Genomic DNA, 15,567 nt, shown 5'->3' with positions numbered 1-15,567 from the left:
GTAACCGCATCCGGCGCAAAAAACTATCCCATTAGCGGGTTTTTCCCTTCCCGACGTAACATCTGACACAGCGCGATTAGCGGTAAACCAACCAGCGTGTTAGGGTCACGCCCTTCTAAACGCTCAAACAGCGTAATGCCAAATCCTTCACTCTTAAAGCTACCCGCGCAGTGCAGGGGATGCTCCTTACGCACGTAATTATCAATCTCCGCCTCGCTCAGGTGACGGAAATGGACGTCAAAAGGCTCCACTTCTGTTTGCAGATGCCCATTCGCCGAATTAAACAACGCCAGTCCAGTATAGAAGGTGACGATATTGCCGCTGGCTTTGCGTAATTGCAGACGGGCATTTTCTTCCGTTAACGGTTTACCGGTGATTTCGCCATCAAGAACACATACCTGGTCTGAACCAATAATTAAATGATCCGGATAACGTGACGCCAGAGATTGCGCTTTTTCTTGTGCCAGCCGAAGCACCAACTGTCGCGGTGATTCGTCGCTGCGTGGGGTTTCGTCGACCTCGGGTGCTGCACATTCAAAAGAGATTTGCAGTTTTTCCAGAAGAGCGCGACGCCAGGGCGAGGTGGAGGCTAAAATAAGTTTAGGCATATTTTTTTCCATCAGATATAGCGTATTGATGATAGCCATTTTAAACTATGCGCTTCGTTTTGCAGGTTGATGTTCGTTATCAGCACTGAACGAAAATAAAGCAGTAACCCGCAATGTGTGCGAATTATTGGCAAAAGGCAACCACAGGCTGCCTTTTTCTTTGACTCTATGACGTTACAAAGTTAATATGCGCGCCCTATGCAAAAGGTAAAATTACCCCTGACTCTCGATCCGGTTCGTACGGCTCAAAAACGCCTTGATTACCAGGGTATCTATACCCCTGATCAGGTTGAGCGCGTCGCCGAATCCGTAGTCAGTGTGGACAGTGATGTGGAATGCTCCATGTCGTTCGCTATCGATAACCAACGTCTCGCAGTGTTAAACGGCGATGCGAAGGTGACGGTAACGCTCGAGTGTCAGCGTTGCGGGAAGCCGTTTACTCATCAGGTCTACACAACGTATTGTTTTAGTCCTGTGCGTTCAGACGAACAGGCTGAAGCACTGCCGGAAGCGTATGAACCGATTGAGGTTAACGAATTCGGTGAAATCGATCTGCTTGCAATGGTTGAAGATGAAATCATCCTCGCCTTGCCGGTAGTTCCGGTGCATGATTCTGAACACTGTGAAGTGTCCGAAGCGGACATGGTCTTTGGTGAACTGCCTGAAGAAGCGCAAAAGCCAAACCCATTTGCCGTATTAGCCAGCTTAAAGCGTAAGTAATTGGTGCTCCCCGTTGGATCGGGGATAAACCGTAATTGAGGAGTAAGGTCCATGGCCGTACAACAGAATAAACCAACCCGTTCCAAACGTGGCATGCGTCGTTCCCATGACGCGCTGACCGCAGTCACCAGCCTGTCTGTAGACAAAACTTCTGGTGAAAAACACCTGCGTCACCACATCACTGCCGACGGTTACTACCGCGGCCGCAAGGTCATCGCTAAGTAATCACGCGTCTGCGTGATGAAGCTTAGTGAGGATTTTCCCCAGGCAACTGGGGAAAGACCAAACCGGGCGGCGACGATACCTTGACACGTCTAACCCTGGCGTTAGATGTCATGGGAGGGGATTTTGGCCCTTCCGTGACAGTGCCTGCAGCATTGCAGGCACTGAATTCTAATTCGCAACTCACTCTTCTTTTAGTCGGCAATCCCGACGCCATCACGCCATTACTTGCTAAAGCTGACTTTGAACAACGTTCGCGTCTGCAGATTATTCCTGCGCAGTCAGTTATCGCCAGTGATGCCCGGCCTTCGCAAGCTATCCGCGCCAGTCGTGGTAGTTCAATGCGCGTGGCCCTTGAGCTGGTGAAAGAAGGTCGAGCGCAAGCCTGTGTCAGTGCTGGTAATACCGGGGCGCTGATGGGGCTGGCAAAATTACTACTCAAGCCCCTGGAGGGGATTGAGCGTCCGGCGCTGGTGACGGTATTACCGCATCAGCAAAAGGGCAAAACGGTGGTCCTCGATTTAGGGGCCAACGTCGATTGTGACAGTACAATGTTGGTGCAATTTGCCATTATGGGCTCAGTTCTGGCTGAAGAGGTGGTGGAAATTCCCAATCCTCGCGTGGCGTTGCTCAATATTGGTGAAGAAGAAGTAAAGGGTCTCGACAGTATTCGGGATGCCTCAGCAGTGCTTAAAACAATCCCTTCTATCAATTATATCGGCTATCTTGAAGCCAATGAGTTGTTAACTGGCAAGACAGATGTGCTGGTTTGTGACGGCTTTACAGGAAATGTCACATTAAAGACGATGGAAGGTGTTGTCAGGATGTTCCTTTCTCTGCTGAAATCTCAGGGTGAAGGGAAAAAACGGTCGTGGTGGCTACTGTTATTAAAGCGTTGGCTACAAAAGAGCCTGACGAGGCGATTCAGTCACCTCAACCCCGACCAGTATAACGGCGCCTGTCTGTTAGGATTGCGCGGCACGGTGATAAAAAGTCATGGTGCGGCCAATCAGCGAGCTTTTGCGGTCGCGATTGAACAGGCAGTGCAGGCGGTGCAGCGACAAGTTCCTCAGCGAATTGCCGCTCGCCTGGAATCTGTATACCCAGCTGGTTTTGAGCTGCTGGACGGTGGCAAAAGCGGAACTCTGCGGTAGCAGGACGCTGCCAGCGAACTCGCAGTTTGCAAGTGACGGTATATAACCGAAAAGTGACTGAGCGTACATGTATACGAAGATTATTGGTACTGGCAGCTATCTGCCCGAACAAGTGCGGACAAACGCCGATTTGGAAAAAATGGTGGATACCTCTGACGAGTGGATTGTCACTCGTACCGGCATCCGCGAACGCCACATTGCTGCACCAAACGAAACCGTTTCAACCATGGGCTTTGAAGCGGCGACACGCGCAATTGAGATGGCGTGCATTGATAAAGACCAGATTGGCCTGATCGTTGTGGCAACGACTTCTGCTACGCACGCTTTCCCGAGCGCAGCATGTCAGATTCAAAGCATGTTGGGTATTAAAGGTTGCCCGGCATTTGACGTTGCAGCAGCCTGCGCAGGTTTCACCTACGCGTTAAGCGTAGCCGATCAATACGTGAAATCTGGGGCGGTGAAGTATGCTCTGGTCGTCGGTTCCGATGTACTGGCGCGCACCTGTGATCCAACAGATCGCGGGACTATTATTATTTTTGGCGATGGCGCGGGCGCTGCGGTGTTGGCTGCCTCTGAAGAGCCGGGAATCATCTCTACCCATCTGCACGCCGATGGTAGCTATGGTGAATTGCTGACGCTGCCTAATGCTGACCGTGTGAATCCAGAGAATTCAATTCATCTGACGATGGCGGGCAACGAAGTCTTCAAGGTTGCGGTAACGGAACTGGCGCACATCGTTGATGAGACGCTGGCGGCGAATAATCTTGACCGTTCTCAACTGGACTGGCTGGTGCCGCATCAGGCTAACCTGCGTATTATCAGTGCAACGGCGAAAAAACTCGGCATGTCGATGGACAATGTCGTGGTGACGCTGGATCGCCACGGTAATACCTCTGCGGCCTCTGTCCCGTGCGCGCTGGATGAAGCTGTACGTGACGGGCGCATTAAGCCGGGGCAGTTGGTTCTGCTTGAAGCCTTTGGCGGTGGATTCACCTGGGGCTCCGCGCTGGTTCGTTTCTAGGATAAGGATTAAAACATGACGCAATTTGCATTTGTGTTCCCTGGACAGGGTTCTCAAACCGTTGGAATGCTGGCTGATATGGCGGCGAGCTATCCCATTGTCGAAGAAACGTTTGCTGAAGCTTCTGCGGCGCTGGGTTATGACCTGTGGGCGCTGACTCAGCAGGGGCCAGCCGAAGAACTTAATAAAACCTGGCAAACTCAGCCAGCGCTGTTGACTGCATCAGTTGCGCTGTACCGCGTATGGCAGCAGCAGGGCGGTAAAGCACCAGCGATGATGGCCGGTCACAGCCTCGGGGAATACTCTGCGCTGGTTTGCGCTGGTGTGATTGATTTCGCTGATGCGGTGCGTCTGGTTGAGATGCGCGGCAAGTTCATGCAAGAAGCCGTACCGGAAGGAACGGGCGCTATGGCGGCAATCATCGGTCTGGATGATGCGTCTATTGCGAAAGCGTGTGAAGAAGCTGCAGAAGGTCAGGTGGTTTCTCCGGTAAACTTCAACTCTCCAGGCCAGGTGGTAATTGCGGGACATAAAGAAGCCGTTGAGCGTGCTGGCGCTGCCTGTAAAGCTGCAGGCGCAAAACGCGCGCTGCCGTTGCCAGTGAGCGTACCGTCTCACTGTGCGTTGATGAAACCGGCAGCCGACAAACTGGCAGTAGAATTAGCGAAAATCACCTTTAACGCACCAACAGTTCCTGTTGTGAATAACGTTGATGTGAAATGCGAAACCAATGGTGATGCCATCCGTGACGCACTGGTACGTCAGTTGTACAACCCGGTTCAGTGGACGAAGTCTGTTGAATACATGGCAGCGCAAGGCGTAGAACATCTCTATGAAGTCGGCCCGGGCAAAGTGCTTACTGGCCTGACGAAACGCATTGTCGACACCCTGACCGCCTCGGCGCTGAACGAACCTTCAGCGATGGCAGCGGCGCTCGAGCTTTAAAAGAGGAAAATCATGAATTTTGAAGGAAAAATCGCACTGGTAACCGGTGCAAGCCGCGGAATTGGCCGCGCAATTGCTGAAACGCTCGCAGCCCGTGGCGCGAAAGTTATCGGCACTGCGACCAGTGAAAATGGCGCTCAGGCGATCAGTGATTATTTAGGTGCCAACGGCAAAGGTCTGATGTTGAATGTGACCGACCCGGCATCTATCGAATCTGTTCTGGAAAAAATTCGCGCAGAATTTGGTGAAGTGGATATCCTGGTCAATAATGCCGGTATCACTCGTGATAACCTGTTAATGCGAATGAAAGATGAAGAGTGGAACGATATTATCGAAACCAACCTTTCATCTGTTTTCCGTCTGTCAAAAGCGGTAATGCGCGCTATGATGAAAAAGCGTCATGGTCGCATTATCACTATCGGTTCTGTGGTTGGTACCATGGGAAATGGCGGTCAGGCCAACTACGCTGCGGCGAAAGCGGGCTTGATCGGCTTCAGTAAATCACTGGCGCGCGAAGTTGCGTCACGCGGTATTACTGTAAACGTTGTTGCTCCGGGCTTTATTGAAACGGACATGACACGTGCGCTGAGCGATGACCAGCGTGCGGGTATCCTGGCGCAGGTTCCTGCGGGTCGCCTCGGCGGTGCACAGGAAATCGCCAACGCGGTTGCATTCCTGGCATCCGACGAAGCAGCTTACATCACGGGTGAAACTTTGCATGTGAACGGCGGGATGTACATGGTCTGACCGCGATTTGCACAAAATGCTCATGTTGCGCGCAGTCTGCGTGGTTATGAGTAATAATTAGTGCAAAATGATTTGCGTTATTGGGGGGTAAGGCCTCAAAATAACGTAAAATCGTGGTAAGACCTGCCGGGATTTAGTTGCAAATTTTTCAACATTTTATACACTACGAAAACCATCGCGAAAGCGAGTTTTGATAGGAAATTTAAGAGTATGAGCACTATCGAAGAACGCGTTAAGAAAATTATCGGCGAACAGCTGGGCGTTAAGCAGGAAGAAGTTACCAACAATGCTTCTTTCGTTGAAGACCTGGGCGCGGATTCTCTTGACACCGTTGAGCTGGTAATGGCTCTGGAAGAAGAGTTTGATACTGAGATTCCGGACGAAGAAGCTGAGAAAATCACCACCGTTCAGGCTGCCATTGATTACATCAACGGCCACCAGGCGTAAGTGAACATCTCCAGGCGGTCGTTCGACCGCCTGAGTTTTATCTTTTTGTCCCACTAGAATCATTTTTTCCCTCCCTGGAGGACAAACGTGTCTAAGCGTCGTGTAGTTGTGACCGGACTGGGCATGTTGTCTCCTGTCGGCAATACCGTAGAGTCTACCTGGAAAGCTCTGCTTGCCGGTCAGAGTGGCATCAGCCTAATCGACCATTTCGATACTAGCGCCTATGCAACGAAATTTGCTGGCTTAGTAAAGGATTTTAACTGTGAGGACATTATCTCGCGCAAAGAACAGCGCAAGATGGATGCCTTCATTCAATATGGAATTGTCGCTGGCGTTCAGGCCATGCAGGATTCTGGCCTTGAAATAACGGAAGAGAACGCAACCCGTATTGGTGCCGCAATTGGCTCCGGGATTGGCGGCCTCGGACTGATTGAAGAAAACCACACATCTCTGATGAATGGTGGCCCACGTAAGATCAGCCCATTCTTCGTTCCGTCAACGATTGTGAACATGGTGGCAGGTCATCTGACTATCATGTATGGCCTGCGTGGCCCAAGCATCTCTATCGCGACCGCCTGTACTTCTGGCGTGCACAACATCGGTCATGCTGCGCGTATTATCGCGTATGGCGATGCTGACGTGATGGTTGCAGGTGGCGCAGAGAAAGCCAGTACGCCGCTGGGCGTTGGTGGTTTTGGCGCGGCACGTGCATTATCTACCCGCAATGATAACCCGCAAGCGGCGAGCCGCCCGTGGGATAAAGAGCGCGATGGTTTCGTACTGGGCGATGGTGCCGGTATGCTGGTACTGGAAGAGTACGAACACGCGAAAAAACGCGGGGCGAAAATTTACGCTGAACTCGTTGGCTTTGGTATGAGCAGCGATGCTTACCATATGACGTCACCGCCAGAAAACGGCGCAGGCGCAGCTCTGGCAATGGCAAATGCTCTGCGTGATGCAGGCATTGAAGCGAGTCAGATTGGCTACGTTAACGCGCACGGTACTTCTACACCGGCTGGCGATAAAGCTGAAGCGCAGGCTGTTAAAAGCATCTTCGGTGAAGCTGCCAGCCGTGTGTTGGTGAGCTCCACGAAATCTATGACCGGTCACCTGTTAGGTGCGGCGGGTGCAGTAGAGTCTATCTACTCCATCCTGGCGCTGCGCGATCAGGCTGTTCCGCCAACCATCAACCTGGATAACCCGGATGAAGGTTGCGATCTGGATTTCGTACCGCACGAAGCGCGTCAGGTTAGCGGAATGGAATACACTCTGTGTAACTCTTTCGGCTTCGGTGGCACTAATGGTTCTTTGATCTTTAAAAAGATCTAAGTTGTCATTTCCCACCCTTATAAAAGGTCCGCTTGCGGGCCTTTTTTCTTAGCTTTTATTCCGACTTGTTCTGTAGTGAACATGCTGCCACACTAACAATTCTCTGATAAGGAGCCGGTATGTTCTTAATTAACGGTCATAAGCAGGAATCGCTGGCAGTAAGCGATCGAGCAACGCAGTTTGGTGATGGTTGTTTTACCACCGCCAGAGTTATCGACGGTAAAGTCAGTTTGTTAGCGGCACATATCCAGCGACTACAGGATGCTTGTCAGCGGTTGATGATTTCCTGTGACTTCTGGCCTCAGCTTGAACAAGAGATGAAAACGCTGGCAGCAGAACAGCAGAATGGTGTGCTGAAGGTCGTGATCAGTCGCGGTAGTGGCGGGCGAGGGTACAGCACATTGAACAGCGGACCGGCAACGCGGATTCTCTCCGTTACGGCTTATCCTGCACATTACGATCGTTTGCGTAACGAGGGAATGATGTTGGCGCTAAGCCCGGTGCGGCTGGGGCGCAATCCTCATCTTGCAGGTATTAAACATCTTAATCGGCTTGAACAAGTATTGATTCGCTCTCATCTTGAGCAGACAAATGCCGATGAGGCGTTGGTCCTTGACAGCGAAGGGTGGGTTACGGAATGCTGTGCGGCTAATTTGTTCTGGCGGAAGGGCAATGTAGTTTATACGCCGCGACTGGAGCAGGCAGGTGTTAACGGCATTATGCGACAATTCTGTATCCGTTTACTGGCACAATCCTCTTATCAGCTTGTCGAAGTGCAAGCCACTCTGGAAGAGGCGTTGCAGGCAGATGAGTTGGTTATTTGTAATGCGTTAATGCCAGTGATGCCCGTACGTGCCTGTGGCGATGTCTCCTTTTCGTCAGCAACGTTATATGAATATTTAGCCCCACTTTGTGAGCGCCCGAATTAGTCATGAAAAAAGTGTTATTGATTATCTTGTTATTGCTGGTGGTACTGGGTATCGCCGCTGGGGTGGGCGTCTGGAAGGTTCGCCATCTTGCCGACAGCAAATTGCTTATCAAAGAAGAGACGATATTTACCCTGAAGCCAGGGACCGGACGTCTGGCGCTCGGTGAACAGCTTTATGCCGATAAGATCATCAATCGCCCACGGGTTTTTCAATGGCTGCTGCGTATCGAACCGGATCTTTCTCACTTTAAAGCCGGGACTTACCGCTTTACACCGCAGATGACCGTACGTGAGATGCTGAAATTGCTGGAAAGCGGTAAAGAAGCACAGTTCCCCCTGCGACTGGTAGAAGGGATGCGTTTGAGCGATTACCTCAAGCAATTGCGTGAGGCCCCGTATATCAAGCACACGCTAAGCGATGATAAGTACGCTACCGTAGCGCAGGCACTTGAACTGGAAAACCCGGAGTGGATTGAAGGTTGGTTCTGGCCAGACACCTGGATGTATACCGCCAATACCACCGATGTCGCGTTACTCAAGCGAGCGCACAAGAAAATGGTGAAAGCGGTCGATAGCGCCTGGGAAGGGCGTGCGGACGGTCTGCCTTATAAAGATAAAAACCAGTTGGTGACGATGGCATCAATTATCGAAAAAGAAACCGCCGTTGCCAGCGAACGCGATCAGGTTGCCTCAGTATTTATCAACCGTTTACGCATTGGTATGCGCCTGCAGACCGACCCGACCGTGATTTACGGGATGGGAGAGCGTTATAATGGCAAACTTTCTCGTGCAGACCTGGAAACGCCGACAGCGTATAACACCTATACCATTACCGGTTTGCCGCCAGGTGCGATAGCGACGCCGGGGGCGGATTCGCTGAAGGCTGCTGCGCATCCGGCAAAAACGCCGTATCTCTATTTTGTGGCCGATGGTAAAGGTGGTCACACGTTTAATACCAATCTTGCCAGTCATAACAAGTCTGTGCAGGATTATCTGAAAGTGCTTAAGGAAAAAAATGCGCAGTAAGTATATCGTCATTGAGGGGCTGGAAGGCGCAGGCAAAACTACCGCGCGTAACGTGGTGGTTGAGACGCTCGAGCAACTGGGTATCCGCGACATGGTTTTCACTCGGGAACCTGGCGGTACGCAACTTGCCGAAAAGTTAAGAAGCCTGGTGCTGGATATCAAATCGGTAGGCGATGAAGTCATTACCGATAAAGCCGAAGTTCTGATGTTTTATGCCGCGCGCGTTCAACTGGTAGAAACGGTCATCAAACCTGCGCTGACTAACGGCACCTGGGTGATTGGCGATCGCCACGATCTCTCCACTCAGGCGTATCAGGGGGGCGGACGTGGTATTGACCAACATATGCTGGCAACACTGCGTGATGCTGTTCTCGGGGATTTTCGCCCCGACTTAACGCTCTATCTCGATGTTACTCCGGAAGTTGGCTTAAAACGCGCGCGTGCGCGCGGCGAGCTGGATCGTATTGAGCAAGAGTCTTTCGATTTCTTTAATCGCACCCGCGCCCGCTATCTGGAACTGGCAGCACAAGATAAAAGCATTCATACCATTGATGCCACCCAGCCGCTGGAGTCCGTGATGGATGCAATCCGCACTACCGTGACCAATTGGGTGAAGGAGTTGGACGCATGAGATGGTATCCATGGTTACGACCTGATTTCGAAAAACTGGTAGCCAGCTATCAGGCCGGAAGAGGTCACCATGCGCTACTCATTCAGGCGTTACCGGGTATGGGCGAGGATGCTTTAATCTACGCCCTGAGCCGTTATTTACTTTGCCAACAACCGCAGGGCCACAAAAGTTGCGGTCACTGTCGTGGATGTCAGTTGATGCAGGCTGGCACGCATCCCGATTATTACACCCTGGCTCCCGAAAAAGGGAAAAATGCGCTGGGCATTGATGCGGTACGTGAAGTCACCGAAAAGTTAAATGAGCACGCACGCTTAGGTGGTGCGAAAGTTGTCTGGGTAACCGATGCTGCCTTACTGACTGACGCCGCGGCTAACGCATTGCTGAAAACGCTTGAAGAGCCGCCAGCAGAAACCTGGTTTTTCCTTGCTACCCGCGAGCCTGAACGTTTACTGGCAACATTACGTAGTCGTTGTCGGTTACATTACCTTGCGCCGCCGCCGGAACAGTACGCCGTGACCTGGCTTTCACGCGAAGTGACAATGTCACAGGATGCATTACTTGCCGCATTGCGCTTAAGCGCCGGTTCGCCTGGTGCGGCACTGGCGTTGTTTCAGGGAGATATCTGGCAGGCTCGTGAAACATTGTGTCAGGCGCTGGCATATAGCGTGCAATCGGGCGACTGGTATTCGCTGCTAGCGGCCCTTAATCATGAACAAGCTCCGGCGCGTTTACACTGGCTGGCAACGTTGCTGATGGATGCGCTAAAACGCCATCATGGCGCTGCGCAGGTTACCAATGTTGATGTGCCGGGCCTGGTCGTCGAACTGGCAAACCATCTTTCTCCCTCGCGTCTGCAGGCTATACTGGGGGATGTTTGCCACATTCGTGAACAGTTAATGTCTGTCACAGGTATTAACCGCGAGCTTCTCATCACCGATCTTTTACTGCGTATTGAGCATTACCTGCAACCGGGCGTTGTGCTACCGGTTCCTCATCTTTAAGAGAGACATCATGTTTTTAGTCGACTCACACTGCCATCTCGATGGTCTGGATTATGAATCTTTGCATAAGGACGTGGATGACGTTCTGGCGAAAGCCGCCGCACGCGATGTGAAATTTTGTCTGGCAGTCGCCACAACATTACCGGGTTATTTACACATGCGGGATCTGGTAGGCGAACGTGACAACGTCGTATTTTCTTGTGGCGTGCATCCACTCAACCAGAATGATCCCTACGATGTAGAAGATTTACGCCGTCTGGCGGCAGAAGAGGGCGTTGTTGCGCTGGGTGAAACCGGGTTGGATTATTATTACACGCCGGAAACTAAAGTACGGCAGCAAGAGTCCTTCATCCATCATATCCAGATTGGTCGTGAACTGAACAAGCCGGTTATCGTCCACACCCGTGACGCCCGCGCCGATACGCTGGCAATTCTGCGCGAAGAAAAAGTGACGGATTGCGGTGGCGTACTACACTGTTTTACAGAGGACAGAGAAACGGCGGGTAAATTACTGGATCTCGGATTTTACATCTCCTTTTCCGGCATTGTGACCTTCCGTAATGCGGAGCAACTGCGCGATGCCGCGCGTTATGTCCCCCTCGATCGGTTACTGGTAGAAACTGACTCACCTTACCTTGCACCGGTTCCGCATCGAGGAAAAGAGAATCAACCTGCGATGGTTCGTGACGTTGCAGAATACATGGCTGTGTTGAAAGGTGTTGCCGTTGAAGAACTGGCGCAGGTAACCACCGATAACTTCGCCCGTCTGTTTCACATCGACGCTTCCCGCCTTCAATCCATCCGTTGAATGAGTTTTTTTAAAGCTCGTAATTAATGGCTAAAACGAGTAAAGTTCACCGCCGAAAATTGGGCGGTGAATAACCACGTTTGAAATATTGTGACATATGTTTTGTCAAAATGTGCAACTTCTCCAATGATCTGAAGTTGAAACGTGATAGCCGTCAAACAAATCGGCACTGAATTATTTTACTCTGTGTAATAAATAAAGGGCGCTTAGATGCCCTGTACACGGCGAGGCTCTCCCCCCTTGCCACGCGTGAGAACGTAAAAAAGCACCCATACTCAGGAGCACTCTCAATTATGTTTAAGAATGCATTTGCTAACCTGCAAAAGGTCGGTAAATCGCTGATGCTGCCGGTATCCGTACTGCCTATCGCAGGTATTCTGCTGGGCGTCGGTTCCGCGAATTTCAGCTGGCTGCCCGCCGTTGTATCGCATGTTATGGCAGAAGCAGGCGGTTCCGTCTTTGCAAACATGCCACTGATTTTTGCGATCGGTGTCGCCCTCGGCTTTACCAATAACGATGGCGTATCCGCGCTGGCCGCAGTTGTTGCCTATGGCATCATGGTTAAAACCATGGCCGTGGTTGCGCCACTGGTACTGCATTTACCTGCTGAAGAAATCGCCTCTAAACACCTGGCGGATACTGGCGTACTCGGGGGGATTATCTCCGGTGCGATCGCAGCGTACATGTTTAACCGTTTCTACCGTATTAAGCTGCCTGAGTATCTTGGCTTCTTTGCCGGTAAACGCTTTGTGCCGATCATTTCCGGCCTGGCTGCCATCTTTACTGGCGTTGTGCTGTCCTTCATTTGGCCGCCTATTGGTTCTGCAATCCAGACCTTCTCTCAGTGGGCTGCTTACCAGAACCCGGTAGTTGCGTTTGGCATTTACGGTTTCATCGAACGTTGCCTGGTACCGTTTGGTCTGCACCACATCTGGAACGTACCTTTCCAGATGCAGATTGGTGAATACACCAACGCTGCAGGTCAGGTTTTCCACGGCGACATTCCGCGTTATATGGCGGGTGACCCGACTGCGGGTAAACTGTCTGGCGGCTTCCTGTTCAAAATGTACGGTCTGCCAGCTGCCGCAATTGCTATCTGGCACTCTGCTAAACCGGAAAACCGCGCGAAAGTGGGCGGTATCATGATCTCCGCGGCGCTGACCTCGTTCCTGACCGGTATCACCGAGCCGATCGAGTTCTCCTTCATGTTCGTTGCGCCGATCCTGTACATCATCCACGCGATTCTGGCAGGCCTGGCATTCCCAATCTGTATTCTTCTGGGGATGCGTGACGGTACGTCGTTCTCGCACGGTCTGATCGACTTCATCGTTCTGTCTGGTAACAGCAGCAAACTGTGGCTGTTCCCGATCGTCGGTATCGGTTATGCAATTGTTTACTACACCATCTTCCGCGTGCTGATTAAAGCACTGGATCTGAAAACGCCGGGTCGTGAAGACGCGACTGATGATGCAAAAGCGACAGGTACCAGCGAAATGGCACCGGCTCTGGTTGCTGCGTTTGGTGGTAAAGAAAACATCACTAACCTCGACGCATGTATTACCCGTCTGCGCGTCAGCGTTGCTGATGTGTCTAAAGTGGATCAGGCTGGCCTGAAGAAACTGGGCGCAGCGGGCGTAGTGGTTGCTGGTTCTGGTGTTCAGGCGATTTTCGGTACTAAATCCGATAACCTGAAAACCGAGATGGATGAGTACATCCGTAACCACTAATCCGTAAGACGTTGGGGAGACTAAGGCAGCCAGATGGCTGCCTTTTTTACAGGTGTTATTCAGAATTGATACGTGCCGGTAATGCTGAAATTACGCGGTGCGCCGTAGACGATAGAACCTTCCACGTTGGTATCGTAGGTTTTGTCGAACAGGTTATTGACGTTCCCCTGTAACGAGAAGTTTTTCGTCACCTGGTAGCGGGTGAAGAGATCCACCAGCGCGTAGCTACCTTGCTCGGCGCGGAAGGTGCCATACGGTGTCACGGTGTCGGTATACACGCGATTTTGCCAGTTAACACCACCGCCGACCGTCAACTCTGGCATGACAGGCAACCGATAGCTGGTGAACATTTTAACCGTGGTGCGTGGCAGATTAGGATTAACGGCGTTTCCTTCGTTATCTTCTGCAATATAGCGCGTTGCGCCAAACGTCAGCTGCCAGTTGTCGGTAATTGCGCCGTTGAGTTCAAATTCCACACCTTTACTGACTGTCCCATCCACCGCTTTATAGGCGGTTTCGCCGTTGCTGCCGGGGATAGGTGTACCGGTGGACTGAGCGACATTATCCTGCTCAATACGGAAGATGGCTAACGTGGTGGTCAGACGGCTATTCATCCAGTCCGATTTCAGACCCAGCTCGTAGTTGTTACCGGTGATTGGAGCCAGATATTTGCCTGAACTGTCACGATCATTTTGCGGCTGGAAAATAGAGGTATAGCTGGCGTAGGTCGACCAGTTGTCATTAATGTCAAACACCAGACCAGCATAAGGCGTGGTGTGGTTTTTCTCCATGCTGTAAGTCAGCGTATCAACCCGCCAGTTGGTATAACGTGCGCCGAGGATCAGATGCAGCGGATCGGCAAGGGTGACACGAGTGACAGCATATAACGATTTCATATGTGTGGTATCGTCCTGCGCCAGATTCTGTGGTGACCAGTCGGTTTGTGGGAAATTGCCATTAAAGTTGTAGAAACTGCCAATTTCATCCGGGAAGATGTTGGCCCATGAACTGAAGTAACGATTGTTTTGTTTGCTGTAACTGCCACCAAACATTAGATTGTGCTGACGACCAAACAATTCATAACTACCGTCAGCAAACAAATCCAGCGCATCAACTTTACGTTTGCCGCTGTTCCAACCGGTGCCGCCGACATAATCAAAGCCAGGTCCATAATTACTGTATGGCCCAACCAGCATACCATCCGCTTTGTTTACATAGGCATCGACATACATCATTTTGCTGTCAAATTCGACTTCGGAGTGGGTGGCATTCAGTGTCGCTTGCCAGGTATCAGCAAACCGCTGCTTCAGGGTCATAAAGACCTTGTTGATCTCTTTATCGTTGTACGCCCAGTCAGGTGCGGTACTGCGTGCGCGATCGTAACTGTTGCTGCTGCCATCAGTATTCCAGCGCGGTAAACCGCCCCACGTTGGGCTATTAACATCAATGCGCTGATATTCGTAACCGGCTGAAAGCGTCGTAAGATCGCCTAAATCAGCATCAACAATGCCGGAGAAGAAGGTCTTTTCACTGTTGTAGCGGTCCAGCCATGAGTCGTTATTCTGGTAGCCGCCGACAATTCGCGCGCGGATTTTACCATCTTCGGTGAGTGGACTTTGTAAATCCGCCACATACCGTTCTTTGTTCCAGCTACCGTATTCTGCCGAGACATCGCCTTTAAATTCACGACTGGTCGCGTGTTTTCGAACCATATTAATTGCCGCAGATGGATTACCCGTACCGGTCATGAGTCCTGTCGCGCCACGCACTACTTCTACGCGTTCAAACAGTGCCATATCAGAAAGTGCGTCGCCCAGATTCCAGCGCGATTCAAAATAGGTGGGGATACCATCAACCATATAGTTATCGATCTGGAATCCGCGGGAATAATAAAGAGCACGATCGGAATCCGCCTGACTTTTGCTGATCCCCAGCGTGTTTTCCATCACTTCGCCCAGCGTTTGTAACTGCTGATCTTCCATCCGCTGCTGGCTAACAATAGTGACCGACTGAGGAATATCACGTTGAGTCATCTGCATTTTGGTACCCGCAGAGGTAGACGTTACGCTGTAATCATTTTCGTCATCAACTGGAGTAGTGGCTGAACCCTCAACAATCACCGTTTCTTCAGTGGCTGGTGCAGCAAAAGCGGCGGAAGGTAAGAGTGCCAGTGCTATGCAGGCGGCAAGTAGTGACGGTTTGGAGGTGGTTTGATGTTGATTATCCCTGTTAAATTGTGTTGAAAGCATTTGA

At 51.3% G+C, this 15,567-nt stretch carries 16 protein-coding genes; 14 read left to right on the top strand and 2 right to left on the bottom strand.

Features of this window, described 5'->3' with window-relative positions; all coding sequences use genetic code 11:
• Nucleotides 1-23 precede the first annotated feature (23 nt).
• Nucleotides 24-608 carry a 7-methyl-GTP pyrophosphatase gene (yceF, locus tag BEB42_RS00355; protein WP_001125202.1) on the bottom strand — a complete coding sequence of 195 codons (585 nt, stop codon included), beginning with the start codon at nucleotides 606-608 and terminating at the stop codon, nucleotides 24-26.
• A gap of 198 nt (nucleotides 609-806) precedes the next feature.
• Between yceF and yceD the strand changes: the two genes are divergently transcribed.
• The 14 genes from yceD (at nucleotide 807) to ptsG (ending at nucleotide 13,314) form a co-directional block, all read left to right on the top strand.
• On the top strand, nucleotides 807-1,328 hold the full coding sequence (gene yceD / locus BEB42_RS00350; protein ID WP_001174481.1) for a 23S rRNA accumulation protein YceD: 522 nt from the start codon (nucleotides 807-809) through the stop codon (nucleotides 1,326-1,328).
• Between the two features lie 51 nt (nucleotides 1,329-1,379).
• Nucleotides 1,380-1,553 (top strand): 50S ribosomal protein L32, encoded by a 174-nt coding sequence (rpmF, locus tag BEB42_RS00345; RefSeq protein ID WP_000290727.1) that lies wholly within the window; start codon nucleotides 1,380-1,382, stop codon nucleotides 1,551-1,553.
• Nucleotides 1,554-1,633: 80 nt separating this feature from the next.
• Nucleotides 1,634-2,704: a phosphate acyltransferase PlsX gene (gene plsX, locus BEB42_RS00340; RefSeq protein WP_000197578.1), complete on the top strand. Its 1,071-nt coding sequence runs from the start codon at nucleotides 1,634-1,636 to the stop codon at nucleotides 2,702-2,704.
• A gap of 67 nt (nucleotides 2,705-2,771) precedes the next feature.
• Nucleotides 2,772-3,725, top strand: coding sequence for a beta-ketoacyl-ACP synthase III (gene fabH / locus BEB42_RS00335; RefSeq protein WP_000288124.1), 954 nt, complete (start codon nucleotides 2,772-2,774; stop codon nucleotides 3,723-3,725).
• A gap of 15 nt (nucleotides 3,726-3,740) precedes the next feature.
• Nucleotides 3,741-4,670 (top strand): ACP S-malonyltransferase, encoded by a 930-nt coding sequence (gene fabD / locus BEB42_RS00330; RefSeq protein WP_000191372.1) that lies wholly within the window; start codon nucleotides 3,741-3,743, stop codon nucleotides 4,668-4,670.
• 12 nt (nucleotides 4,671-4,682) lie between these two features.
• A complete protein-coding gene (gene fabG, locus BEB42_RS00325) occupies nucleotides 4,683-5,417 on the top strand; it encodes a 3-oxoacyl-ACP reductase FabG (protein WP_001008535.1) in 735 nt (244 codons plus the stop codon).
• A gap of 210 nt (nucleotides 5,418-5,627) precedes the next feature.
• Complete coding sequence (gene acpP, locus BEB42_RS00320) at nucleotides 5,628-5,864, top strand: acyl carrier protein (protein WP_000103754.1); 237 nt, start codon at nucleotides 5,628-5,630, stop codon at nucleotides 5,862-5,864.
• Nucleotides 5,865-5,951: 87 nt separating this feature from the next.
• Complete coding sequence (gene fabF / locus BEB42_RS00315) at nucleotides 5,952-7,193, top strand: beta-ketoacyl-ACP synthase II (protein WP_000044678.1); 1,242 nt, start codon at nucleotides 5,952-5,954, stop codon at nucleotides 7,191-7,193.
• A 119-nt stretch (nucleotides 7,194-7,312) separates the two neighbouring features.
• The gene (gene pabC / locus BEB42_RS00310; protein WP_000478670.1) at nucleotides 7,313-8,122 is read left to right on the top strand and encodes an aminodeoxychorismate lyase; all 810 of its coding nucleotides are present in this window, start codon (nucleotides 7,313-7,315) and stop codon (nucleotides 8,120-8,122) included.
• Between the two features lie 2 nt (nucleotides 8,123-8,124).
• Nucleotides 8,125-9,147, top strand: a complete 1,023-nt coding sequence (gene yceG / locus BEB42_RS00305) for a cell division protein YceG (RefSeq protein ID WP_000756838.1) — start codon at nucleotides 8,125-8,127, stop codon at nucleotides 9,145-9,147.
• Complete coding sequence (gene tmk, locus BEB42_RS00300) at nucleotides 9,137-9,778, top strand: dTMP kinase (RefSeq protein WP_001257014.1); 642 nt, start codon at nucleotides 9,137-9,139, stop codon at nucleotides 9,776-9,778. Before yceG ends, tmk begins: the two co-directional genes overlap by 11 nt.
• Nucleotides 9,775-10,779 carry a DNA polymerase III subunit delta' gene (gene holB / locus BEB42_RS00295; protein WP_001267966.1) on the top strand — a complete coding sequence of 335 codons (1,005 nt, stop codon included), beginning with the start codon at nucleotides 9,775-9,777 and terminating at the stop codon, nucleotides 10,777-10,779. The genes tmk and holB overlap by 4 nt, the downstream gene beginning before the upstream one ends.
• Before the next feature lie 10 nt (nucleotides 10,780-10,789).
• Nucleotides 10,790-11,587 carry a metal-dependent hydrolase gene (locus BEB42_RS00290; protein ID WP_000480245.1) on the top strand — a complete coding sequence of 266 codons (798 nt, stop codon included), beginning with the start codon at nucleotides 10,790-10,792 and terminating at the stop codon, nucleotides 11,585-11,587.
• A gap of 293 nt (nucleotides 11,588-11,880) precedes the next feature.
• Nucleotides 11,881-13,314, top strand: coding sequence for a PTS glucose transporter subunit IIBC (ptsG, locus tag BEB42_RS00285; protein ID WP_000475716.1), 1,434 nt, complete (start codon nucleotides 11,881-11,883; stop codon nucleotides 13,312-13,314).
• A 59-nt stretch (nucleotides 13,315-13,373) separates the two neighbouring features.
• Here the strand turns inward: ptsG and fhuE are convergent, their stop codons facing one another.
• A complete protein-coding gene (gene fhuE, locus BEB42_RS00280; RefSeq protein WP_000953426.1) occupies nucleotides 13,374-15,563 on the bottom strand; it encodes a ferric-rhodotorulic acid/ferric-coprogen receptor FhuE in 2,190 nt (729 codons plus the stop codon).
• Nucleotides 15,564-15,567 lie beyond the last annotated feature (4 nt).

Origin of the sequence: Escherichia sp. MOD1-EC5990 (assembly GCF_002965285.1) — a bacterium.
GTDB classification, from domain to species: Bacteria; Pseudomonadota; Gammaproteobacteria; order Enterobacterales; family Enterobacteriaceae; genus Escherichia; species Escherichia coli_F.
The sequence above is the reverse complement of the archived record's forward strand: the minus strand, read 5'-3'. Positions and strand labels throughout refer to the sequence as shown.